At 41.0% G+C, this 25,216-nt stretch carries 19 protein-coding genes; 11 read left to right on the top strand and 8 right to left on the bottom strand.

Annotation, left to right across the window (positions count from 1 at the left end; genetic code table 11):
- Nucleotides 1-61 precede the first annotated feature (61 nt).
- The 3 genes from L2567_RS11360 to L2567_RS11350 all read left to right on the top strand — a co-directional run bounded on the left by L2567_RS11360 (nt 62) and on the right by L2567_RS11350 (nt 4,153).
- Complete coding sequence (locus L2567_RS11360) at nt 62-1,444, top strand: MATE family efflux transporter (protein WP_235297892.1); 1,383 nt, start codon at nt 62-64, stop codon at nt 1,442-1,444.
- A 151-nt stretch (nt 1,445-1,595) separates the two neighbouring features.
- Nucleotides 1,596-2,888, top strand: a complete 1,293-nt coding sequence (locus tag L2567_RS11355; protein WP_235297891.1) for an AAA family ATPase — start codon at nt 1,596-1,598, stop codon at nt 2,886-2,888.
- Complete coding sequence (locus L2567_RS11350) at nt 2,885-4,153, top strand: tetratricopeptide repeat protein (protein WP_235297890.1); 1,269 nt, start codon at nt 2,885-2,887, stop codon at nt 4,151-4,153. Before L2567_RS11355 ends, L2567_RS11350 begins: the two co-directional genes overlap by 4 nt.
- On the opposite strand, the gene L2567_RS11345 is transcribed toward L2567_RS11350, so the two are convergent.
- Complete coding sequence (locus tag L2567_RS11345; RefSeq protein ID WP_235297889.1) at nt 4,133-7,030, bottom strand: FAD-binding and (Fe-S)-binding domain-containing protein; 2,898 nt, start codon at nt 7,028-7,030, stop codon at nt 4,133-4,135. The two genes, L2567_RS11350 and L2567_RS11345, sit on opposite strands and share 21 nt — an antisense overlap.
- An 18-nt stretch (nt 7,031-7,048) precedes the next feature.
- Entirely contained in the window at nt 7,049-7,954 is a 906-nt protein-coding gene (locus L2567_RS11340; RefSeq protein WP_235297888.1) for a LysR family transcriptional regulator, read from the bottom strand.
- 66 nt (nt 7,955-8,020) lie between these two features.
- On the opposite strand from L2567_RS11340, the gene hutH reads away from it, so the two are divergent.
- The 5 genes from hutH to L2567_RS11315 are packed head-to-tail and all read left to right on the top strand — an operon-like array spanning nt 8,021 to nt 14,287.
- A complete protein-coding gene (gene hutH, locus L2567_RS11335) occupies nt 8,021-9,580 on the top strand; it encodes a histidine ammonia-lyase (protein WP_235297887.1) in 1,560 nt (519 codons plus the stop codon).
- Complete coding sequence (gene hutU, locus L2567_RS11330; protein ID WP_235297886.1) at nt 9,537-11,228, top strand: urocanate hydratase; 1,692 nt, start codon at nt 9,537-9,539, stop codon at nt 11,226-11,228. The genes hutH and hutU overlap by 44 nt, the downstream gene beginning before the upstream one ends.
- Complete coding sequence (hutI, locus tag L2567_RS11325; protein ID WP_235297885.1) at nt 11,229-12,470, top strand: imidazolonepropionase; 1,242 nt, start codon at nt 11,229-11,231, stop codon at nt 12,468-12,470.
- A complete protein-coding gene (gene hutG / locus L2567_RS11320) occupies nt 12,434-13,381 on the top strand; it encodes a formimidoylglutamase (protein WP_235297884.1) in 948 nt (315 codons plus the stop codon). The genes hutI and hutG overlap by 37 nt, the downstream gene beginning before the upstream one ends.
- Nucleotides 13,382-13,399: 18 nt before the next feature.
- Nucleotides 13,400-14,287 (top strand): glycosyltransferase family protein, encoded by an 888-nt coding sequence (locus tag L2567_RS11315; protein WP_235297883.1) that lies wholly within the window; start codon nt 13,400-13,402, stop codon nt 14,285-14,287.
- Here L2567_RS11315 and L2567_RS11310 read toward each other — a convergent pair.
- The 4 genes from L2567_RS11310 to trkA all read right to left on the bottom strand — a co-directional run bounded on the left by L2567_RS11310 (nt 14,284) and on the right by trkA (nt 20,589).
- Nucleotides 14,284-14,832, bottom strand: a complete 549-nt coding sequence (locus L2567_RS11310; protein ID WP_235297882.1) for a hypothetical protein — start codon at nt 14,830-14,832, stop codon at nt 14,284-14,286. The two genes, L2567_RS11315 and L2567_RS11310, sit on opposite strands and share 4 nt — an antisense overlap.
- Nucleotides 14,833-14,925: 93 nt before the next feature.
- Nucleotides 14,926-17,676 carry a M16 family metallopeptidase gene (locus L2567_RS11305; protein ID WP_235297881.1) on the bottom strand — a complete coding sequence of 917 codons (2,751 nt, stop codon included), beginning with the start codon at nt 17,674-17,676 and terminating at the stop codon, nt 14,926-14,928.
- 121 nt (nt 17,677-17,797) lie between these two features.
- Nucleotides 17,798-19,249, bottom strand: coding sequence for a TrkH family potassium uptake protein (locus tag L2567_RS11300; RefSeq protein ID WP_235297880.1), 1,452 nt, complete (start codon nt 19,247-19,249; stop codon nt 17,798-17,800).
- Entirely contained in the window at nt 19,246-20,589 is a 1,344-nt protein-coding gene (gene trkA / locus L2567_RS11295; protein ID WP_235297879.1) for a Trk system potassium transporter TrkA, read from the bottom strand. Before trkA ends, L2567_RS11300 begins: the two co-directional genes overlap by 4 nt.
- Before the next feature lie 128 nt (nt 20,590-20,717).
- On the opposite strand from trkA, the gene L2567_RS11290 reads away from it, so the two are divergent.
- The 3 genes from L2567_RS11290 to L2567_RS11280 are packed head-to-tail and all read left to right on the top strand — an operon-like array spanning nt 20,718 to nt 22,081.
- Complete coding sequence (locus L2567_RS11290; protein ID WP_235297878.1) at nt 20,718-21,158, top strand: low molecular weight protein-tyrosine-phosphatase; 441 nt, start codon at nt 20,718-20,720, stop codon at nt 21,156-21,158.
- Between the two features lie 8 nt (nt 21,159-21,166).
- Nucleotides 21,167-21,574 (top strand): hypothetical protein, encoded by a 408-nt coding sequence (locus L2567_RS11285; RefSeq protein ID WP_235297877.1) that lies wholly within the window; start codon nt 21,167-21,169, stop codon nt 21,572-21,574.
- Between the two features lie 42 nt (nt 21,575-21,616).
- The gene (locus tag L2567_RS11280) at nt 21,617-22,081 is read left to right on the top strand and encodes a CAP domain-containing protein (protein ID WP_235297876.1); all 465 of its coding nucleotides are present in this window, start codon (nt 21,617-21,619) and stop codon (nt 22,079-22,081) included.
- 53 nt (nt 22,082-22,134) lie between these two features.
- Here L2567_RS11280 and L2567_RS11275 read toward each other — a convergent pair whose 3' ends face one another.
- Both L2567_RS11275 and L2567_RS11270 read right to left on the bottom strand, forming a co-directional pair.
- Nucleotides 22,135-23,631, bottom strand: a complete 1,497-nt coding sequence (locus L2567_RS11275; protein WP_235297875.1) for a hypothetical protein — start codon at nt 23,629-23,631, stop codon at nt 22,135-22,137.
- Between the two features lie 70 nt (nt 23,632-23,701).
- Nucleotides 23,702-24,994, bottom strand: coding sequence for a hypothetical protein (locus L2567_RS11270; RefSeq protein ID WP_235297874.1), 1,293 nt, complete (start codon nt 24,992-24,994; stop codon nt 23,702-23,704).
- Nucleotides 24,995-25,216: the final 222 nt, after the last annotated feature.

Genomic DNA, 25,216 nt, shown 5'->3' with positions numbered 1-25,216 from the left:
GGTGATAAAGTAGATGATAATACAATCGCTTCAATTTATTTAACTACGAAACTGCTTTTTTTTGATCAATAAGCCCAATAGGTCTGAGTCATTTGGAACAGAACCTATCATCAACCTTCTTCGCCAACAAGCCATACCTGCTTCTATCGGAATCTTGATCATGTCTATCTACGGTATTGTTGATACCATATTTGTTGGTAGATGGGTGGGTTCCAATGGCATTGCAGCAATAACGGTGGTTTTTCCCATTACTTTTCTAATATCCAGTTTCGGCATGGCTGTGGGAATCGGCGGAGCATCGGTTTTATCTAGAGCGCTCGGCAATGATGAAATAGATAAAGCATTTAAAACCTTTGGGAATCAAGTGCTTCTGACGGTAGTCCTTGCTACTACTTTTATGGTCCTGGGGTTTATATTTGAAGTTCCTATTTTAAAAGCTTTTGGTGGAAAAGGAGAAGTTCTGGAGCCTGCCAGGGAATACTTTCTGATTGTTCTGCTCGGCGTTCCATTTCTGGCCTGGGCCATGATGGCAAATAATGTGATCAGAGCGGAAGGTTATCCCAAAGTAGCCATGATCACCATGATTGTTCCTGCAGTGGTCAATCTGATTCTTGATCCGCTATTTATAGGGTATTTTGAATGGGGAATGAAGGGTGCCGCTTATGCTACACTCGCAGGATATACAGCAAGTGCAGCTTTCACCGCATGGTTTTTCTTTTTTGGCAAATCTGAACTCGTTATTAACCTTCGAAACCTCACTCCGGATTTTGGAATAATAAAAGAAATTGCCGCCATTGGATCTGTTACTTTAGCGCGCCAAGGAACCATCAGTGTGCTCTCAATCGTTCTTAATAATGCACTTTTCAACACAGGTGGGGCATTGGCCTTATCTGCTTATGGAATCATCAGCAGGATGATGATGTTTGCTAACTTTCCGGTCATCGGCATCACCCAGGGATTTATGCCAATTGCCGGATATAATTTTGGTGCTAAACTTTGGGAAAGATTAAGAAAGTCAATATGGATTTCTATGAGATCTGCAACGCTTATAGCTTTCGGAATTTTTACCTGTATAATGTTGTTGGCTCCATATATTGTGAACGTATTTACGACGGACCAGGAATTGATCGATGTGGCAGTTCCTGCCTTAAGAATAAGCTTCATAGCGACTCCTCTGATTGGGGTAGGTTTGATTGGAAGCGCCTATTTCCAGTCCATTGGCAAAGCACTACCTGCTTTGTTGCTAACCCTTACCAAACAAGGTTTTTTCTTGATTCCGCTTATTCTGATTCTACCTCCTTTTTTTGGAACGGATGGCATCTGGTGGTCCTTCCCGATTGCTGACATAGGTTCTGCTGCCATCACTTTTTTTTATTTGAGGAAACAAATGGATAAAATACCTGGAACCGAAAACGTGCCTGTACCGGCGACCTTTGAGAATTAAACAATGACGATCGTTAAGAAAGCGTTTCAAGTCTGAATTATCAGGAAATAGTAAATAATTACGTTTAATTAGTCGAAATTTGCCATCAGGTTTGATTTATTTTAGTTTTATACTGTTTATGAAGTAATGCTTCAGTAAGTAAATGAATAGAATGAAAGAAGAGATTGATGAATTAATAAAAGCCGTTGACGCCAGTCCTGAAAACACCTATATTCGACTCTTATTGATCAGAAGATTAAGAAACGAAAAGGAATATAAAGATGTGTTGTCGCATCAATTAACTGAACTTTTAAAGTACGATCCTCAAAACAAAGAAGCTAAAAATTATCTGGCTCAGCTCTATTTTGAAACCGGCAAACTTTCTGCCTGCATTATCCTGAGTGAAGAATTAATGGAAAAAGCTCAACTCTTTCCGGATACCAAATTGATTTTAGCAAAGGCGTACTATGCTGAAAAAGACATGGGAAAGGCCAAGGAAATCTACGAAGAAGTTCTGGATTACGATCCTGACCTATTTGATGATGACCTGGATGAAGCCTTCAGAATCAAATTGGATTACCTCGAAGATGAGTATACAGACAGCCACTTTCTTCAGAAACCTAAAATGGGTTTTAGTGATGTAGGGGGTATGTCAATGGTTAAAAAAGAAATCGATTTAAAGATCATCAAGCCCCTGGAACACGCTGAACTATATGCAAAGTATGGAAAGAAAGTGGGAGGAGGACTTTTGCTATATGGTCCTCCGGGATGTGGGAAAACGTATATCGCAAAAGCCACTGCCGGTGAGATTGATGCTAATTTCATCAATGTTTCGCTGAATGACATTCTGGATATGTTCATTGGGAATTCCGAAAAGAATCTACATGATATTTTCGAAATCGCAAGAGCAAACACGCCTTGTGTGATGTTTATCGATGAAATAGATGCATTAGGTGCTAAAAGATCAGACATGCGCCAAACAGGTGGCAAGAATGTGATTAACCAGTTTTTAGCAGAGTTGGATGGGCTGGAAGCTAATAATGAAGGCATACTGGTGATCGGTGCAACGAATATGCCATGGCATCTGGATTCAGCTTTCCGCCGCCCAGGTCGATTCGATCGCATTATCTTTGTGCCACCACCAGATGACGACGGTAAAATTGAAATTCTAAAATTGAAACTTAAAGATAAGCCTGTAAGTCAAGTGGATTACAAGTCAGTCGTCAAACATACCAAAGATTATTCAGGAGCGGATCTGGATGCAATGATCGACATTGCTATAGAAGGTAAGCTAGAGAAAGCCATGGAAACTGGGGTCCCTGAGCCACTTGGCACCAAAGATCTGATAGCTGCAGCCAAAAAACATAAGGCCTCAACCGTTGATTGGTTTACCACTGCTAAAAACTATGCTTTATTCGCCAATCAATCAGGACTTTATAATGATATACTGAAATACATCAAATGACCTATAGTCAATTATCAGCCAGACTGGAACTGTTATTTAATCAGCAAAGGTTTGACGAAGCAGAAACACTATTGCATGCTTACCTGGAAGAAAATCCAACTGATGAGTATGCTCAATATATGTTGTGTATTGCTTACTATAGTCAGAATAAGTTAGAGAGAGCCGAGGCCATATTAGAGAATTTAATTCGTGATAATCCTGAGGAACAGGGCTTTCTTGCCCTATCAGCGAGGATTGACATAGTAAGGGACTTACTACCCAAGGCTGAAGAAAAGATAGAATTACTCATTGCCGAGGACCCACAAGATCCGGAATTCTACCATTTAATGGCCTCCGTGAAATTTAAACAAAGAAATTATGATCAGGCCATGTATTTTGCTGATAAAGCACTTGCCATTGATCCGGAAGATCTTCAGGCACTGAATTTGAGAACGACTTGTGCCGGTATTCTGGGCAGGAAAGAAGATGCTCAAATTAGCATCCAGGAAGCACTTCAGCATGACCCGGATAACGACTGGACCATTGCCAATCATGGCCAACAGCTATTGCGAGAGGGTAGAGTGGAAGAAGCCCTGGAACGCTTTAAGGAAGCATTGTCTAAAAACCCCAACAATGAGTTGGCACAGTATGGCCTTACAGAAGCATTGAAATCCAGATTCTGGCCTTATAAAATGTTCTATAAATATCAAATGCTGATGTCCAGAATGACATCCCAGCAAATGTGGATCTTGATGATAGGAGCTTATCTGGCCTTGCGGTTTCTAAGCGGGATGGCAGACCGAAATCCTGAAATGGCGCCATTTTTAAACCCCGTCGTCTATTTGATTGTCGCTGTTTTTTTAGGTACATGGATCATCCAGCCTTTAATGAATCTTTATCTTCTTACCAATAAGTATGGAAAGTTTCTGCTGGATCAATACGACAAGATGGCTGCCAGGTATGTGGGAATTGCGCTCTTACTGGCGATAATAACATTGGTATTTAGCTTTGTCACAAACCAGGATGCTTTATTGCTTTTGGTCATATTCTTCGTGGCAATGATGATACCATTAGGTACGATGTTTAACCCACCTACAAAAAGCGGAAGACAAAAAACAGTTCTTTTTACAATAGGTATTCTCCTGGCTGGACTCGCTGGTTTTGTTATCAAAATGATCATCGGAAGTGATATAGGAATCATGATTACGTTTGGAGGTATATTTATCTATCAATGGGTTCTGAATGGCATCATGATTAAAGCAGGATCAAGAGTGATCGACAGGTAATTCTTTCAAGGCGTCGAAAAGGATTTCTGCAGGGTGAAAACTGTTTCTTTTCAAACCATCATGAATTTGATGTCGACAGGAAGTCCCGGAAGCTGCGATGAAGGTTTCTTCATTACTACTGCGGATAGCCGGAAACAAAGTTTCTTCCGCGATTTTCAGGCTTACCTGGAAATGTTCCTTTTCATACCCAAATGATCCTGCCATGCCACAACATCCAGATGGAATAATTTCGACAGTATGTCCCTGTGGCCAGGACAATATGTGTGCCGTAAAGTCAACGGAAGAAAGCGCCTTTTGATGACAATGTCCATGGACAAGTATATTCCTTTCCTCTGTGTCGAACATTGATTTTGCAATATGACCTGCTTCAATTTCGCGAAATAGAAACTCTTCAATGGTAAGGGTGTGTGAAGCGAGAATTTCAGCCTTTTCTTGAAGTTCGGCAGAAACAATTTTAGGATATTCGTCTCTAAAGCCTAAAATGGCAGAAGGTTCGATACCGATTAACGGCTCATCTCTGGTAATCATTTCACTGAAAATTTTCACATTTTCATCAGCACATTTTTTAGCATGTGCTAGTAATCCTTTTGAAAAAGCGGCCCTGCCACTCTCGGCATGTTTAACGCAATGCACTGCGTAACCCAATTTCTCTAGCAACTTCAGAGCTTTCTGGCCTACGGATTCGTCATTATAATTAGAAAACTCATCGATGAACACATATATTTTTCTTCGGTCATTTGATCCTTTTTCATGGAAATGCTCTTTATAAAAAGACCTCAAAGATTGCTTATTAATGAGCGGTAAGGAGCGCTCTGAAGCAATGCCTGTGAGCCTTTTCAGTAAGGGAGAATTCAACATCCTGTTTGCTAAAGGCCTTAATTGACTACCTATCGTATTGGCATCATTAATTCTGGCAAAAAGCAGGCTTCGTAGCGGTGTGCCATTTGTTTTCTGATATTGATACATAAACTCCGCTTTCAAAGTGGTCATATCTACGTTAGAAGGACACTCGGTACCACATGCCTTGCAGGAAAGGCATAAATCCAATACATTTTTGATCTCTTCGCTATCAAATGGTTTTGACGCATCTTTTGGATAGGTTAAAAATTGGCGCAAAGTATTGGCTCGGGCTCTGGTCGTATCATGTTCATTGCGTGTGGCTTGATAACTGGGACACATGGTTCCGCCTGCAAAACTGAGTTTTCGACAATCCCCTGATCCATTGCACTTCTCAGCGGCCCTGATCATTCCGCCAGTTTCATTAAATCGGAATATGGTTTCCGGTTCGTCAATATCTTGTTCAGCTTGGTATCTCAATGAAGAAGTCATAGGTTGAGCGTCGACAATCTTTCCCGGATTGAAAATGCCGTTCGGATCCCAGGTCTTCTTTATTTCCTTGAACATCTCATAAATTTCCTGACCGACCATCAATGGAATAAATTCTGCCCTAACTCTCCCATCACCGTGCTCTCCACTCAGTGAGCCTCTATACTTTTTAACCAATCGCGCAGTGGCCAACGTGATTTCATAAAACAAATCGACATCTTTTTGCTTTTTTAGATCCAGGATGGGTCTTAGGTGGATCTCACCTGCCCCTGCATGAGCATAGAAAACAGCTTTTTGTCCAAACCCCTCCATCATTTTTTCAAACTCTGCTATGTAATTTGCAAGATCCTCAATTCTGACAGCGGTATCCTCTATGCACGCTACGGCCTTCGGATCTCCTGGAAGATTGGCGAGGACACCGAGTCCTGCAGCCCTTAGTTCAAATACTTTTTGATCGTCCGGTGCATAAATTTTAGGTATGGCGTAAGAGGAAGTATGATTGAGCATTGATTTTTCAAAATTCTCAACGATTTCGTGGAGGGCTTTCTGGTCCGCACGGTTGAATTGCACCATGAGTACTGCCTGAGGGTCACCTTCAAGAAAAAATCGGTTTTTCTGCTGTTTCTTATTGGCTTTGGTGCAATCCAGGATCACTTTATCCATCAACTCACACATGTCGGGCTGGAAAGACATGATCAATGGAATCGCCTTCATAGCTTCATTGACGGAATCAAAATGAGGACAAATCACCACACTTTCTTTGCCGGGAAGCGGATCGAGAGAGAGCTTTACTGCAGTCGTTAATGCCAATGTGCCCTCAGAACCCGCCAATAATTTACAAAGATTAAATTCCTTCATAATGGCATCCATCGCATAACCTGTATTTCTTCTGGATACATCAGGATGCGGAAAATTTTTCTTTACAGACTCACGCATCTTCTCATCATTGACCATTTCGAGCATCTTTGCCACAATCTTGTCCTCTAATCTATTTTGATCATGGTGACTTGATGTTTGCCTTGATTTCATGGATGTGAAATGTGCCTCACTACCATCTGAAAGAATCACTTTCATTTCCTGGACATGATCCCTCGTAGAACCATACTTAATCGATGAAGAACCACAAGAATTGTTACCTACCATCCCTCCGATCATACAGCGGTTAGCAGTAGAAGTATTCGGTCCGAAATGTAAGCCATGCTTCTTTAAATACTGATTCAGTTCGTCACGTATAACCCCTGGCTCCACCCAAACACTTTGAGCCTCAATGTCCAGGTCCCAAATTCTGCGTAAATTTTTAGAAACATCCACCACAAGTCCGGAACCAACGCATTGACCGGCTAAAGATGTTCCGGCTGCTCTTGGTATGATCGGTAAAGCGTGGTCCGCACAAAACCTGACAATTCTTCTGAGATCTTCGGTATTTTTGGGTATAGCAACAGCCAACGGTTTCTCCTGATACACTGAGGCATCCGTCGCATAGATGGTTCTGGATAGGTCGTCAGTGTAAACACTTCCTTCCAGTTCGATTATAAGCTTAGATAAATTCATCGACCGTGAAAGTTAAGATTATTTCATCAATACCGTATCAATGATTTCCAAAATCAATTTTAGACTTGGATTCCGGTTGTTCTTATTGTAAACAATAGAAAGTCTCGCCTTCTGATGTATGTCCTTTAATTCAATAAACTTAACATTCATTTGGTAACCCTTTTGCAAAGAGGTAGGAACGATGGAGACGCCCAGGCCATTTTCCACTAACCTGTAAATGGTGCTGGCGTGTACAGAATTATGGGAAATCCTGGGTTTAAAACCTGCATCCTCACAAATACTCAGAACTTCTTTGTAATAGACAGGACTATATTTGGGTTGAAAAAGTATGAATGAGGCCGATTTTAACTGACTCATGTCACAAAAGTTCTCAGCTGTAAGTGGATGGTCTATCGGCAGTACCAGAGAAAAAGTATCTTCAAATACAGGCCGCAAAATGAGTTCTTGGGGGACACTATCCAGTCGTACAAACCCGAGATCTAGACTGCTTTGGAGCAGCATTTCGATTTGCATGGCATTGCGCATCTCTTCAAATGAGAAGGTCAATTGAGGATGCTTGCGGGTAGAGGCTATGATCAAATCAGGAAGGACATTCTGCATGGCAGATCCCACGAAACCGATCTTCAAAGCTCCTCCCTGACCACCCGCAATATAGCTCGTATGCTCAATGGTCCTTTCTATCTGGTTAAGAATGACATCCACTTCTTTTCGAAAAAAAACTCCGGGCTCTGTCAGTCCTACGCTTTTTTTATCCCTGATAAACAGTGGGAATCCGAGGTAGAATTCCAACTGCTTAATTTGCCGGCTTAGTCCAGGCTGAGAAATGAACAGTTTATCGGCGGCTCTATGAAAGTTGAGCTCTTCTGCAACCGCTTGAAAGTATCTCAGGTGTCTAAGCTCAATTTGATTACTAGTAGTTATCATATGATCTAAAATGTGTATTGGTAGTTATCAAAGCTACGATTAAGTTTGTATAGAACAAAGAGATCGATGGCTACATTATTTGACATTGGACGGGACCACATGACAGTCACCAGCCTATTGGAAATCAGCAGAGGTGAAAGAAGGATTCGTTTTTCAAATGAAACCTTACAATCAATCAAAGATTCAAATGAGGCTGTTATCAAAATCGCCAATGTTGAAGCTTCCGTTTACGGAATCAATACCGGATTCGGACCACTTTGTACCACTCGTATTTCAACTCAGGAAACGGCAGTACTGCAAGAGAAGCTATTACTAAGCCATAGTGTAGGGGTAGGAGATTCCATAGGACCTGAGCTTGCCAGGCTTATGTTGATCCTCAAACTACATGCTTTATGCAAAAGTTATTCAGGTGTTTCTTTAGAAATCATTAACCGCATACATTGGCACATTGAAAATGATATTATTCCAGTTGTACCCTCTCAAGGTTCCGTCGGTGCATCTGGTGATTTGGCTCCATTGGCGCATCTTTTTTTACCACTCATTGGGAGAGGATTTGTGTATGTCAATGGTGGGATAAAAAGTGCGGAAGAAGTATTACAATCGTTCGGTTTGGAACGTGTGAATCTAGGACCCAAAGATATTCTGTCATTAATAAATGGTACCCAATTCATTGCCGCGCACACCGCTTTATTAGTGGAAAAGACTTGGTGCAATTTACAACATGCCGATTTAATCGGAGCGATGATGCTGGATGCATTAAAAGGGTCAAGGAAGCCATTTCTGCCGGAACTACACCAACTGAGACCTTTCCCCGCGAACGTACACACTGCCGCCAGAATTTATAGCTTTTTAAAGGATTCCGAGATCAACAGCAGCCATGCCAATTGCCAAAAAGTACAAGATCCGTACTCATTGCGATGTATGCCACAGGTACATGGAGCATCCAGAAATTCTTGGAGGCACTTGAAAGAGAATTTAGAGATAGAAATGAATGCTGTGACAGATAATCCCATCATCTTTAATGAGCATCACACCATTTCCGGAGGTAATTTTCATGGCCAACCATTGGCACTTCCTATTGACTATGCCTGTTTAGCCAATGCGGAATTAGGAAGTATATCGGACAGAAGAATGTATCTCTCACTGGAGGGAAAGACCGATGGCGTGCCCAAACTGCTATTGAAAAAGACAGGCTTGAATTCCGGTTTTATGATTTTACAGTATACCGCCGCAGCCCTGGCCAGTGAAAATAAAACGCATTGTTTTCCAGCTAGTGCAGACTCTATAACCACATCTTTGGGACAGGAAGACCATGTTAGCATGGGTTCTATAGGTGCCAGAAAAGCACTAAAAGTTGCTAAAAATACTGAGAAAATATTGGCCATTGAATTGATATGCGCAGCACAAGCCATTGAGTTTCATCGACCTTTAAGATCAAGTCAACTCATCGAATCACTTCATGAGAAGGTCAGATCCCGGATTAAATTCTGTCACGAGGATCGATTATTTGCTGAAGACATATCGCAGGCCATTGAATTATTGAAGTCTGGCGAATTAATAAAAATAGAAAAAGAACATAAAGATGAATACTACAGTGATTTCGACCCGGTTTTCGAAGTTTATTGAGCAATACGCTCATCATCCTGTTTATCGAGCGCCAAGAGGAAGAGAGTTGAATGCAAAAAGCTGGCAAACAGAAGCTGCCCTTCGAATGCTGCTCAACAATCTTGATCAGGAAGTTGCTGAAGATCCGTCGAGACTGGTAGTTTATGGTGGAACAGGACAGGCAGCCAGAAATGTTGAATCTTTAAGAAAGATCATCGATTGTTTATTGAGGCTTAAAGACGATGAGAGCCTTTTGATTCAATCCGGCAAACCCATAGGTATTATTCCCACTCACCCGCAAGCGCCGAGGGTTTTAATTGCCAATAGCAATCTGGTTCCTAAATATGCGACTTGGGAGCACTTTGATGAGTTGCAGCAGAAGGGATTGATGATGTACGGACAAATGACGGCTGGAAGCTGGATTTATATTGGAACACAAGGAATATTGCAGGGAACTTATGAGACTTTCATGGCGTGTGGTCGCAAGCATTTTGACAGTGATCTGCGCGGCAAGTTTCTGGTTTCAGGCGGATTAGGGGGAATGGGTGGAGCTCAACCTTTGGCAGCCAAGATGGCTGGGGCTTCTTTTCTTGGAGTAGACGTTGATGCTTCTAGAATTGAGAAGCGAATAGATAGCGGTTACATCGACTTGATGACCTCGGATTATGAAGAGGCAATAGCACTTTGCCTGCAGGCGAAAAAAGAAGGCAAGGCGCTTTCAGTGGGATTGGTAGCCAATATCGTTGATGTGCTGGAAAAGCTTGTCAATGATCGCATTGTTCCGGATGTTTTAACCGATCAAACTTCTGCACACGATCCTATTAATGGGTATGTTCCACACGATATTGATCTATCAGAGGCTATGTCAATGAGAAAAAGCACTCCTGGAAAATATAGAAAGTTATCAATTCAGAGTATGGCCAGGCACGTAGAATTAATGTTGGAATTGCAGCAAAAAGGGGCAATCACCTTCGATTATGGCAATAATTTAAGGGCTTACGCCAAGGAAGGGGGAGTTCATAATGCTTTCGACTTTCCTGGCTTTGTTCCTGCTTATATCCGGCCTTTATTCTGCGAAGGGAAAGGGCCATTCAGGTGGGTGGCATTGTCCGGAGACCCTGAAGATATTTATGTTACAGACAGAGCATTGATGGAAGCTTTTGCTGAAGACAAGGATTTGATTAACTGGTTGAAGAAAGCCGGGAAAATGGTGCAATTTCAGGGATTGCCGGCAAGGATTTGTTGGTTAGGGCTCGGAGATCGCAAGAAGGCAGGTCTCATCTTCAATGAACTGGTGAGGACCGGAAAAGTCAAAGCCCCGATCGTCATAGGTCGCGATCATCTGGATTGTGGTTCTGTTGCATCACCAAACCGAGAAACCGAAGGCATGAAGGATGGATCAGATGCTGTCTCAGACTGGGCATTGCTGAATCTGATGGGCAATACCAGTGGTGGTGCGACCTGGGTGTCTTTCCATCATGGAGGTGGGGTAGGAATGGGTTATTCCCAGCACGCGGGAATGGTAGTCGTTGCTGACGGTACAGATCGAGCTGAAGCGTGCCTCAGTAGAGTTTTACATATAGACCCCGCCATGGGTGTTTTCAGGCATAAGGATGCAGGTTATGAAAAAGCGGCCCAAAAGAGTAAAGAATACAATTTGGATATTTAGATGAGTGAGCAAAGAAAGATAGTAGGTCCATTTCATCAATTGGTGACTTTCCGAGGCTTGAGTCTCAGAGGCCCATTAAGAAATGAACAGTTAGAAATCATTTCTAATGCTGGAATGATCATTCAGGGAGGACACATTCAGGAAGTAGGGGATTATGAAAAGTTGGTAAAGGAGGTTGATCAAGTGATTGAGTTAGAAGGTCCATGTGTGGGTCTACCAGGATGGATAGATTCCCATACCCACATTTGTTTTGCAGGCAGCAGGCATCTTGACTATTCAGCTCGGAATAGTGGTGACTCCTATTTAGAGATTGCAGAGCGAGGTGGTGGTATATGGGATACGGTACAAAAAACAAGAATAGCTGATTTTGAGCATCTTTACAAGCTCACCAGGGATCGGCTAGACATTCAATTAAAATGTGGTGTCACTACAGTAGAGTGTAAATCTGGTTATGGCCTGAACCATGAGCAGGAATTAAAACAACTCAGGATCATAAAGCGATTGGGAGAGGAGCGAAGTGGTGATATCATAGCTACCTGCCTTGCCGCTCATATGACACCCAGAGATTTCGAAGGAAAACCTGAGGATTATTTGGATTCAATATTGACGGAGTTGTTACCTGTAATAAGCAAGGAGGGCCTGGCTCAGCGTGTCGATATTTTCACGGAGAAAAGTGCATTTTCAGTGGAACAATCCAGAGCTTATCTCACGGAGGCAGCAAAATTGGGTTTTCAATTAACGGTGCATGGTGACCAGTTTTCGCCCGGAGGAGGTCTGCTTGCTGTAGAGACGAATGCATCAAGTGTTGATCATCTGGAAAATACAACTTCAGAAACCATCAGAGCGCTGGGTTCTTCGAACACTGTAGCTACCGTACTACCGGGTGCAAGCCTTGGGCTGGGAATGAAGTTTGCACCTTCCCGTCAACTTCTGGATGCGGGAGCTATTGTCAATATCGCCAGCGATTGGAATCCCGGAAGTGCTCCCATGGGTGATTTATTGACTCAGGCTGCAATTATGGGCGCAAGTGAAAAGTTGACAGACGCCGAGGTATTGGCTGGCATTACTTTTAGGGCTGCTGCTGCCTTGAGGTTGAATGACAGGGGTAGGCTCATCCAGGGATCTGTAGCAGATTTTAATGTATTTAACGTGGACGATTACAGGGAAATCTTGTATCACCAGGGTCAACTTAAACCTCAGACAGTATGGAAGAAAGGTCAGATATTTGGAAAGGACGGATAACCAATGAAACAGATGGAACGCTTTACTACTATCAACATGTAAAAGAGTTGAGTAATCATGATATTGTAAGGGGAAGTGTGGTCCTGGTTGGATACAACTTTGATGAAGGGGTAAGGCGAAATCAAGGTAGGGTAGGAGCCGCGGATGGTCCAGATCAAATTCGCAGAATGCTGGCAAAGTGTGCCATAAATGAAGCTACTCCAGCAATATATGACTTTGGAAACCTATTTGATCAATCCAGTTATTTACATGATGCTGTTCAGTCGGTAGAAAAAGCACAGAACCGTTTGGCCAGGACAACGGAACGGCTTCTGAACGAAGATGCGTGGGTCATTAACATGGGTGGAGGGCACGATATGTCTTTCGGAACTGCCTTGGGTCTTTACAGAGCCTATCCTGATCAAAAGATTGGTGTCATTAATTTTGATGCACATTTGGATCTCAGAAGAAGCACGATGGGTGTAAATTCAGGCACGCCTTTCTATCAGATTTTATCAGAATTAAAATCGCTTTCTTATCTGCCCATTGGCATACAAAAAGAGACCAACACAAAAGACCTCTTCAAAACGGCTCAAGATCATGGCGTCAATATTATTTATGATGATGATTCGGAATTGGATTCAAAACAGTCTTTTTTAGAAATGCTGGAAGGTTTCCTAAACGAAATGGACATCATACATCTTTCTATTGATTTGGATGTTTTTTCATCATCTTACGCTCCGGGAGTGAGCGCTCCTAATCCTATTGGCGTCCATCCCAAAATGATTTTGAGGCTTATCAAAAACATTATTGGAACAGGTAAATGTAAGGCAGTAGACATAGCGGAAATGAATCCCACCTACGATTTGGATGATCGAACCGCAAGGCTTGCTGCCAGGATAATCTGTAAAATCATTGATGCCTTGGGGTAAACCTCCTATCTTCACAAAATGAAGGTTAGTGGTTTTACATTTATCAGAAACGCGATTCTATTTGACTATCCGATTGTAGAGTCAATCCAATCCATTTTGCCTCTGTGTGATGAGATGATTGTAGCAGTAGGCCAGTCTGAAGATGAGACTCGTGATCTAATTGCAAAAATCGATTCTACAAAAATTAAAATCATCGATACCATATGGGATGATGACTTGAGAGAAGGTGGTCAGGTATTAGCTGTAGAAACAGACAAAGCTTTTAAAGCCGTTGCAATAGATTCGGATTGGGCTTTCTATCTTCAGGGGGATGAAATAGTCCATGAAAAATACCTGCCCACAATTAAAAAGGCCATGATAAAGTATCAGGATGACGCAAAAGTGGACGGGCTACTTTTTAAGTATCTTCATTTCTATGGCTCTTATGATTACATAGGTTTGTCTTCTAATTGGTACAAAAATGAAATCAGGGTGATAAAAAATAATGCTTCCATTTATTCCTATAGAGATGCTCAGGGTTTTCGGAAAGGAAAAAATGAAAAACTAAACGTAGTAGCAATAGATGCTTATATCTACCACTACGGTTGGGTAAAACCACCAGCAACCATGCAAAGAAAGCAACTCAACTTCAATAAGTTGTGGCATAATGATGAGTGGGTAGAGCACCATATTGAGAAAGTAAAGGAATATGATTATCAAGCGAATGTGTCAGAGTTAGCTCGATTTAAAGAGGATCATCCCCAGGTGATGAGAGAACGAATTTCGAAAACGAACTGGGAGTTTGAGCATGATATTGCATTTAATAAGCGCAAATTAAAAGACCGTTTTAAAAGCCTTGCTATTAAGATTTTAGGTATTGACTTTAATTATAAGAATTATCACTTGGTGGAGAAGGATAAATCCTAGAAGCTTAGGTGCTTGTTTACTTCTTCCGCAATCCACAAAGCTTGATCTGGTACATAAAAACCTTTGATAAGTCGCTCATCCAGAGCTTGTTTTTCGTCAAGCATCAAAGAGTATTTTTCTTTTCCCAGGCGCCTTTCTTTCATCACGTACAGTTTTTCGATTTGAGTGAGCCTATAGGTTCTTAGCAAGGATCTATAATTGAAAAAGGCAGGTTGAAAAATACTCATATTGTCCTTGTCAAGCTTAATTTCTATGGCCGATCTCAGTTCCCAGGTTGCTACTGAGGATATTCCACCGCCTAATATCAGCAAGGTCAATGAAACTGCGAAAAAAGCCATTTTTACGATGAAGTGTTGTATGTAGATGTTGACCAAGATGGGAATGAATATGGATAGTAAGAGTAACAAAATTCCAAAGGCCAGATAACGACCTGATTTAGAGGTGAGTTTTTTGGGTACTCTGATAACCAGTTCATTGGACTCTGACTCGTATATTTTGAGGCCACTACTGTTCCCTGCACCGCTAATAATGTATAATTCTCTCATCGGCATATAAAACTACACTTTCTCAAGCATCGAGACACAAAAAAAGGCCACACTTCATGAAAAGTGCAGCCTTTAATTCTTTTGATTCGCAATTTATGGCTTAATGTTTTTCTTTACTTTTTCAAAATCTCCTGCTCTGACATACACCATTTTATCTACATCAATGTGCCTTGCGATTGCATTGTTTACTTCTTCCACACTTAAAGCCATGATCTGATCTTCCAGCTCCTGACTCCATTTCATCTGACGATCAGTCCTTAAATTATTGGCCAGTTTGCCAACAAGTTCCCTATCCTGTGATCGGCTTACGGATTGTCCTTGAATCCAACCACCTCTGGCAGATTCTAATTCTTCAGCTGTAAATCCTTCATCGATGGCTTTTTGAACTTCTTCTTTGAAAGCAGCCATGACTTTTTCTGAATTTTCAGGAGCAGATATGGCATAGGCACCGAATAAACCCGATTCGTCCTGAGAAGAAGCCTGAAGGAATGAGCCCACACCATAACTTAAACCATCTTGTTGTCTGATACGGGTAGCCAATCTGGAATTGAGAAACCCTCCTCCTAGAATATAGTTGCCAATCAATAAGGCTGGATAATCTGCATGGTCATCGCCCACCGGAATATTCATTCCAGCAAAAAACATCGCATTGGCTTTATCTGGCGTATTGATTTCCTCGCTTGCAACCTTATTTGCTTTATAAGGGTCACCAATTCTGACATATTTCTCATCATTTTCCCAGTCGCCAAAGTATTTTTCGATGTCTTCCATTATTTCTTCTTCATTGAAATCTCCGACAATAGAGATGGTAGCCTCAGACGCACCGTAAAAATCATCGTGAAAAGCTACAATTTCTTCCAATTCAGCTGCTTTAATGGCTTCTATTTGCTCCTCCATTGTCATCACATATCTCACATCAGATTCAGGATAAGGATTTAGCGCTCTGCTAAATACATTGTTGGCAATGGCTTGAGGCTCAGAAAGTTGTTCCTCTAATCCGGCCAGTTGCTCTTCTTTGAGTTTTTCAAATTCTTCTTTAGTGAAAGAAGGGTTTTTGAAAATATCATTAACTATTGCCAAAACTTCTGATAAATTCTCATTAGTCGTTTCAATTCTTGCACTAGCCTGGTTTTTGCTTCCATAGACAAAAACTCGTGCTTTCAGTTCATCAAATTTATCTTGAATTTCCTGCCTGGACATGGATTCTGTACCTTTATCTAACATGGAAGCTGTAAGATCACCGATGGTACTCTTTCCTTTAAGAGAATTAGGCGTCCCAAACCTTAGTGTGATCACAGCATTAACCCCATCTCCTCTGTTTTCTTTCGAAAGCAGCGTGTATTCAGCACCTGAGCTCAATTTTCCGGTTTTGGTCCGACTGTCTATATTAGAAGGGGAAGGCTCAAACGCTTCACCTTCAGAAATTTCGCCTTTCCCTTCATAGTTTGCCACGATGTCTTCTACTGGCGGAGCATCAGGGATTTCTGCTCTGACAGGATCTTGAGTTGGAATGAATCTTCCTACCGTTCTGTTAGAAGGTACAATATACTTTTGGGCTACTCTTACAACATCGTCAACAGATACATTTTCCACTCGATCTCTATACAAAAAGAACAATCTCCAATCTCCTTGTGCTATCCATTCGCTCATTTGTAATCCTACTCTATCTGAACTGTTGTAAGCCAAGTTCCAATTTTTCAAAATTTTCGATTTTGCTCTTTCGATTTCATCTTCTGTAGGAGGCTTAGTAGTTAATTCATCCAATGTTTTTAGCATGATGTTTTGAGCAGAATCAATCGAGTTTTCTTTTCTGACGTCTGCATTGATATAGATAAAGCTACCTTCCTTAAGTGCGGGAGCAAAACTCCATACATAAGGAGCTTTTTTGGTTTCCACTAATGCCTTGTAAAGCCGACCAGATGGTTCGTCTGTCAATATTGCATCCAGGACGCTCAAGGCGGCATAATCAGAATGAGGCCCGGGAGGGGTGTGGTAGGCTACTGATACAGCTTGCACATCTCCAGATCTTTTCAAAACTACAGTTCGCTCACCATCCTGAGTAGGTTCCTTGGTGTAGGTAGGATAGATTTTCCTCTCTGGTTTTGGAATATCTCCAAAGTAATCCACTACTAATTCTAAAGTGGACTGCGGATCAAACTTACCGGCAATTAGTAAAATAGCATTATCAGGTTGGTAATATTTTCTGTAGAAATCCTGCAGTCTTTCAATAGGTACATTCTCAATGTCAGCTCTTGCACCTATGGTTGATTTACCATAATTATGCCATTGGAAAGCAGCGCCCAATACCCTTTTAAGCAATACTCCTGCTGGAGAATTTTCCCCGGCTTCAAATTCATTTCGGACCACCGTCATTTCACTTTCGAGATCTTCTCCTGAGATGAATGAATTCACCATCCTGTCGGACTCCATGTCTAATGCCCATTTCAAGTTTTCATCAGTAGCATTGAAAGTCTCGAAATAATTAGTTCTATCCCACCATGTGGTTCCATTAGGCCTGGCACCATGCTCCGTTAATTCGGCAGGGATATCCGGATGATCCGGCGTTCCTTTAAAAACTAGGTGCTCCAGTAAGTGTGCCATTCCGGTTTCTCCGTAGGCTTCATGTCTGGAACCGACCATATAAGTAACATTTACAGTAATGGTGGGCTTGGATTGATCAGGAAACAACAGGACTTTTAGTCCATTTTCAAGATTGTATTCCGAAATTCCTTCTACCGATGGCCCTGCAGTGACGCCATCAGGGAGTTGCAATTCCTGAGCATGTAATATGTTAGTTGAAATGCTCAAAAGCAAAACAGCTAAGATTGTAGTTAATACTTTCATTTTCAGATTTAATTGTTAAATAAAAATTGGCCTTAAAAATAAAGATACCAGTATGAATAGGCGGATATTTTCGACCAGTTAGTATTATTTTAACGATTATCGACTCAGAAAAAATTAAAAATTATACTCTTTTCCAGAAATAAGGGGTAAAAAGAATAAGAATCGTAAACAGCTCCAATCTGCCCAGGAGCATAATGAATGAAAGAAAATACTTTACTGATGGTGGAAACCAACCGAAATTGTCCACTGGTCCCACTTTTCCTATAGCCGGACCTACATTTCCCAATGATGTGGCGCTTGCACCCAATGCAGTCTCGAAATCAATGCCTAATCCGCATAGTGTTATGGATGAAAAAACAAAAAGGAGTAAATAGAGGAGTAAAAATACCAGTACATGGGTGATGATCTTCCCATCCACCAATTGTTTATTGATCTTGATTCTTATCATGGCTCTGGGGTGAATCAGTCTCTTGAATTCGAGCAGTGAATTTTTAAAAAGTACCAGATGTCTAATGATCTTGATGCCTCCACTCGTAGAGCCAGCATTGGCACCAATAAAAAGAAGAACAAAAATCAACATGGTAATACCTACGCCCCACTGCGTATAGTCGGCAGTAATGTAACCCGTGGTTGTGATGATCGAAACGATCTGGAATGCTGCTGACCGGAAGGCCTCTTCCAGAGGAATGGCATAATTAAAATGGATGATCAATCCCACAGACAGGATTAAGGCCAGGATGAAGAAAAGATACACCCTGAATTCCTCGCTACCCCAAACATTCTTAAATTTCCCTCTGAGGCCGAAGTAAATTACAGTGTAATTCGTACCCGCCAGAAACATAAATAACAGGATGACATATTGAATGGCAGGACTGGTGAAGTAAGCGATACTGTTATTTTTAGTTGAAAAGCCTCCGGTCGCCATAGTGGTTAAAGCATGGTTAATAGCATCGAAACCAGTCATTCCCAGCGCAAACAGGATCAAAAACAGAAAGGCTGTTAATGCAACATAAATCAACCATAGCCGTTTCGCTGTTTCCTGAATCCTGGGGTGAATTTTATCTGATGTAGGACCAGGTGCCTCAGCCACAAATAGCTCGATACCACCGATCCCCAGCAATGGGAAAATAGCAACAGTCAAAACAATGATTCCCATTCCTCCAATCCATTGAGACAGACTTCTCCAGGTCAACAAAGCCCTTGGCAAGGATTCTATATCCGAGAAAATGGTGGCTCCAGTGGTCGTTAACCCTGATATAGATTCGAATATCGAGTCTGCATAACCAATTTCTAAACTGCTGAACTTATAAGGCAAGGCACTGAAAAAGCTCATAAAAAACCAGCCCAGGGCTACGATTAAGTAACCCTCCTTCTTGGTGATTGAAGCCGAACTTTTAAACTTATAAATCCAAAATAAAAAACCAACACCTATGGTCAAAAATCCGGAATACAACAGTGCATTAATATCCCTGTATTCGTCGAGCATGCCAAATGGAATGCATAGTAATTGTAATGATCCCACGAGAATCAACAGCACCCCGATGATATTCGAAATGGGCTGAATATTGATCATCTGAACAATGATTCTACTTTTGAAATAGCGTCTGGTAAGGCAAAAACAATAACTTTATCCTCTTTCTGCAGCACCATCTCACCATAAGGAATAATGGTCTCATCTCCTCGAATCACTGCACCGATCATCGCTTCTTTAGGAAAATGTAAGTTCTTAAGATTTTTCTTGGTCAACTTGCTGTTTCGATGAACAATAAACTCTATGATTTCAGCATCTATACCATGAATGCTAGCGATGGCTTCAACCTGTCCCTTTCTTATAAATCGGAAAATATTATTGGCAGCAACGATCTTCATATTGATGATGGTGTCGACCCCAATATTTTGAGATATATGAGTGTAATCTAAGTTATCGACCAGAGCGATGGTTTTATAGACACCGGCCTCTTCAGCCATTAAACTGGTGATGATATTTGTTTCTGTATTTTTGGTCAATGCTACGAAGGCATCATAATGCTCTAGGCCCTCTTCCTTAAGGATGGCGACATTAGATGGATCCGCCTGCACGATCAATGTCCGATCAAGGCGTTCTGCCAGCTTCTTACAAGTTTGTTTCTCCGGAGCTACAAGGGTAATATCATATTTCTTCTCCAGTTCTTTAGCGGTCTGGTAGGCCAGATCATTGCCACCAATAATCATCACACGCTGAATCTTTTTTAATTGCTTTCCTAAGACTCGTGTCAATTCTTTCAGCTGCTGGGATTTAGCCAGGAAATAGATATGGTCATTTTTCCGTAGCACGGTATGGTTTCTGGGTATAATGGTCGTATTCCCCCTTAAAATAGCAATAAAGTTAAATAGAATTTCTTCTTCCTGGTCACTGACAAACTCCTTCAAGGTCCGATTGACATAGTAAGAATTATTGTCCAGCGTAATACCTGCCAATGAAATGGCACCATCCTCAAATTCAAATATATCGGTTACCTCTGCCTGTTCCAGCAATCTTCCAATTTCCTGGCTGGCCAACCGATAGGGCGATATTAGTCGGTCAATTCCTATTTCCTTGAAGGTTTCTCTTTGAGATTCATCCAGATAGTCACTTGTGGAAACTCTTGCAATGGTGGATTTGGCACCCATCTTCTTAGCCAGAATACAGGAAATTAAATTATTCTTCTCAGAGGTGGTAGTGGCAATGAAGAGATCCGCATCATCTACTTCTACTCTTTCCAGAATTTGTACGGAAGAGGAGTCACCGCGAATGGTTTTCAGATTGAGGTAGATATCAGCAGAGTTAAGCACATCCTGATTGGTATCTATAAGTGTTATATCCTGATTTTCAGAAGATAATAACTTGGCCAGATGAAAGCCGATATCTCCTGCACCAGCTATGACTATTTTCATATTAACTTACCACTGTCTAGGGTCCAAATTAAACCGCAAATATGACAATTATTATAAAATAAGAGAATCTATCACCGAGTTAAACGAAAAATCATGAATTAATGTTCTAAATTAAAATGCGAGGATCAATGAAAGTTCTGATGGTATGTTTAGGGAATATTTGTCGTTCTCCTTTGGCGCATGGTATTTTGGCCGAAAAGATGAAGAGCTGGGAAGTCGATTCTGCGGGAACCGCTAACTATCATATTGGAAAACTTCCTGATCCAAGGTCCATCAAGGTCGCTAAAGACCATGGACTGGACATCACCTATCAGCGTGCCAGACAAATTGAAAAGAAAGATTTGAGCTATTATGATCTCATACTCACCATGGATGCTGAGAATTATAATAATGTTTTAAAGTTAGCAGATCATCCGTCTAAAAAGGAAAAAGTACAACTCATACTTAATTTCCTGTATCCTGGTGAAAACAGGGTCGTTCCGGATCCATATTATAATGGCCGTTTTGAGGAGGTTTATATGCTCTTAGATAAAGCTACGGATGCTATTTTAAATCAATATTCAACATAAGATATTCTATGGATTATCAAATCATACGAAGATTTTACTCGAACGTTGAAGCAAAAATTTACTTTCTACGATTACAGGAAGCTGGAATTCATTGTTTTTTGAGCCAGGAAAATATTTCTACGATTTTACCATTAAGCGATGGCGGCGTTTTCCTAAACGTGGCAACTGATGACTTAGAAAAGGCGGTAGAATTGATGAGTGTCATTGATCAAGAAAAAGAAGACAATAAAAACAATCAAGATTTTAGGGAAGCAACGAAAGAAGACATCTATTATGAAAAGTCTGTTCTTGAGCATGAAAAAAAATTGGAAAGCGGATGGTTAAATGGAGATGTTGTATCAGTGGTTATATTGATGATGTTTTTCGTCGTCATTATTATGATAATTGTCAACTATTTTTATCCATTTTTCACATGAATTCAAGAGAGCAAATCGTTTAAATTGTGAAAAATAGAGATTGTGATTAAAATACTTATTTATTTGCTGTGGTCAATGTTGTTTCCTTCGGAGGCCACTCTGGAGAAATCGGAGATGTTAAATGCAGTAAATGCAATTAGAATCGAAGGATGCCAGTGCGGAAATAAAAGAATGCCACCCGTTAGTAAATTGAAGTGGAATGAGAAATTAGAGCGCTCAGCACTTTCACATGCTTCCGATATGGCGAAACATCGATATTTTTCCCATTATTCCAGGAAGGGTGAAGATGTGGGCAAAAGAGTGGACAAGTTCAATTACAATTGGCTAGTGGTCGGTGAAAACATAGCCGAGGGTCAGCGTAATTTCCAGGAAGCGATGCAAGACTGGTTGAAGAGTCCTTCGCACTGCAAAATGATCATGGACCCTAAGGTGGATGAAATGGGTATCGCAAAAAGTGGACGATATTGGGTTCAACATTTTGGCAAAAGGAAATTGAGCAGAAAATAAATAAGGTCAATGTCAGAATAACATTGACCTTATCATACAAATGGAATTATTTCTTAAAACTGGAAACCTAGCGTTACAGCAAGTTTATTGTTCTTAATCGAATTCTCAACCACCTGAAGTCTGTCATCATCAAGAACCTGATAGGGTATATAACCCTCATTGATTCTTTGAGTTCTCCATCCTACATCGAAGTAATATCGATCCTCTCTCCATCCTAGGCCTAGTGAAAATGCTGGAAAAAACACCCCTTCATCTGCTGCATAAGGAGATCCGATCATATTGTAGCCAGTCCTTACCCTGAATTTTTCATAGGCAAGTTCACCTCCAATCTTCAAATTCAAGGCTGAAAGTAATTGACTTTCTACTTGTTCATTAACATCTTCTCCTACCAACTGATCATCTACTGAAGTACTGAATCTGGCTAAATCCAATGCACCATTCCGATAGTCAATCCACTCAACATCGGCATTTACAAAGCCGGCCAGTTTCCCTACCTTTTTCTTGAACGCTGCACTTCCAATTACCTTCCAGGGTGTATTTAGTCGATATCTGAAGCTTCCATTCGGTGATGTTTTGGTCAACTCCTGCGTATTGCCCTGATCCGTAAAATTATAGGTCAATTGTGAATTATAGTTGTCAGTCAGGGTGTAGACCGTCGGAGAATGTATTGCTCCACCGATGGAAATATTCTTATTCAGCTTTGCGATCAATCCGGCTTTAAAGTTGAACCCAAGGCCTGTTGTATTTAAGTACTCTCTGTATTCTAAGGAGTTAAATCCAGGGATTTCATTTTCATCGTCATTCTCGTTATAAACCTTCACTGACTCGTAATTCAGGTAGGGGACACCTAAAGTTGCTCCAATTAAAAATCGATCTCCCAGATTTCCTGCCATTCCAAATAACAACTCATTAATACCGCCACTTTGATCTACATCCTGCCCTTTAGGAACATCAAAGGGATATGACCCATCGCTTAAATCTATAAAATCATTGATATAATTGTTGCTTTCATCTGGTGCATAGACTGCTCCTGCATCAAATGCAAGTCCACCTTCGAAATCATCTAAATCACTTAGTGAATTACCATTGGCTCTCTCAGTAAATCGCTCTACAATGGTCCCATTCGTGATCGCTGAATATGTAAATTCATTATTAAAATCAGCAATCCTATTCATCCCTATGGCCACATTAAAAGACTTAAGCAAACCAGTGCGGGGTTTTCGATTGATCACGATTCCAAAATTGTCCATTCTCAGACTTGCAACGCTTCTTCCATTGGTAGTATTATTACCAAGAACAGAATTAGTGGTCGAACTTAGGATAGACGGCGAAATCACAAATTCTGATGTCCAGTAAGCTCCCAGTCCAGCTGGGTTTATGCCAATAACAGCATAATCTGCCCCAAGTGCACCCATTGATCCACCAGCACCTAAAAATCGTGCGGAACCCGTTGGATTGGTAAATGATGGCCGTAGCACATCTGAAAGCGTCTGCGCGTTTAAAGCCATACCAAACATGCTCACTACTATTACCAATATTTTATTTTTCATATCTTATGGTATTAAAAAGGGGTGAATCAATTGCTCAATTCACCCCCGCCTTATATTTTATAAATTCTTGTTACTCAGTTCCACCTCGTCCGCCTCGGCCAGAACTTCGGGAAGAAGATAATCTTGATGAACTTCTGACTGACGAACTTCTGGATGATCCTGAGCTTCTACTCATGGAAGATCTGCTCGATGAACCAGAACTTCTATTGATAGATGAACCTCTACTGCTAGAAGAGCCTCGGCTCATAGAAGACCTACCTGAATTACCAGAACTTCTGGTCGTAGTAGATCGTCTTGGACTGGTACTTCGAGTACTGGTTCGAGGAGTAGTGTTTCTGGAGCCTCTGTCCATTCGAGAGTCAGAGGACCTGGTATTTGTTCTCGGAGGACTCACTCTATTTGTTCTTGGAGCTTCAGTCCTTGGAGTACCTACGCGATTTGTTCTACTTCTCTCGGTTCTAATGGTTCTTGTAGACTCTGTTCTAGGTGCACCGACTCTAGGAGTCTGCGTTCTTGTAGCAGGTCTATCTAAGCGTCGATCTACGGTTTCTCTATTTGTTGTTCTTGGCGCAGTAGATCTGGTCGTTCCAGTTCTATCACTACGGCTGACTGCTCTATCACTATCAAGGGTCCTCACATTACCTCTTTCTACTCTTTCCTTGCCCGGATTACGTACAATTCCTCTAGTACTTGAAGATGTAGAACCACCATATCTTGAGCCATAGTAAGACCCATTGTTATTAGAAGTATTGCTTACCCAACCAGCATTGTTATTTCTTCTATTATAAAAATTATTATTGGCGAAGAAATTGTTGCCATAAAAACCGTTGCTATAACACCAATTGTTAGCATATGGATTATAGTAACCTGCTCCGTAGAAGTTGTTTACATAAACAAAGCTATTTCCAAACCCATATGGATTCCCCATGCCGTATCCCCATCTGTTATATCTATTCCATCGATCCCATCTGTTAAATCTAGCATATCCAAAACCACCGTAGTAGCTGGTATAAAATCTATCGTAAGGATCTATGTAATAAGCATCAAAGAAAGGGTCATAGAATGCTATGTCCGTAAAAAAAGGATTGTAAAAACCCATGCTTATTCCTGGTCTTCTAAATCTTCTTATTCTGGAAGTATAGTAATAGTCGTACTCGTCATAGTACCTTGAATCATCTTCGTAATCATAATATTCATCATCATAGTCGTATGAGTCGTAATTAGACGAAGTCGCTACGGTATTGTACAACGGCTCATCTACTTCTGGATCGTAGTAGAGGTCGTCGAACTGTGCGTTCACATTTATGACACCGAATCCCAAAAGGATACTGAGCATAAATGATGGAAAGAAATATTTTTTCATAATTTTCATTTTATATAATAAATAAAAACGACTCTCTTATTGATACTCTGCAATTTATTACTTTTATTGCGAAAATTTGGTTAAAAATAACTTAAACTTCAGTACCTGTCTTGTTAAAGATTTTATAAGTAATCATTCAACTTACAATCTTCTACTTAATAAATGTAATTGGATAGCACAAAGTTCGGGGCTGTGGTGCTTTAGCAAAATATTAACATAAAA

The organism is Portibacter marinus, from assembly GCF_021533195.1.
Lineage (GTDB): Bacteria > Bacteroidota > Bacteroidia > Chitinophagales > Saprospiraceae > Portibacter > Portibacter marinus.
The sequence above is the reverse complement of the archived record's forward strand: the minus strand, read 5'-3'. Positions and strand labels throughout refer to the sequence as shown.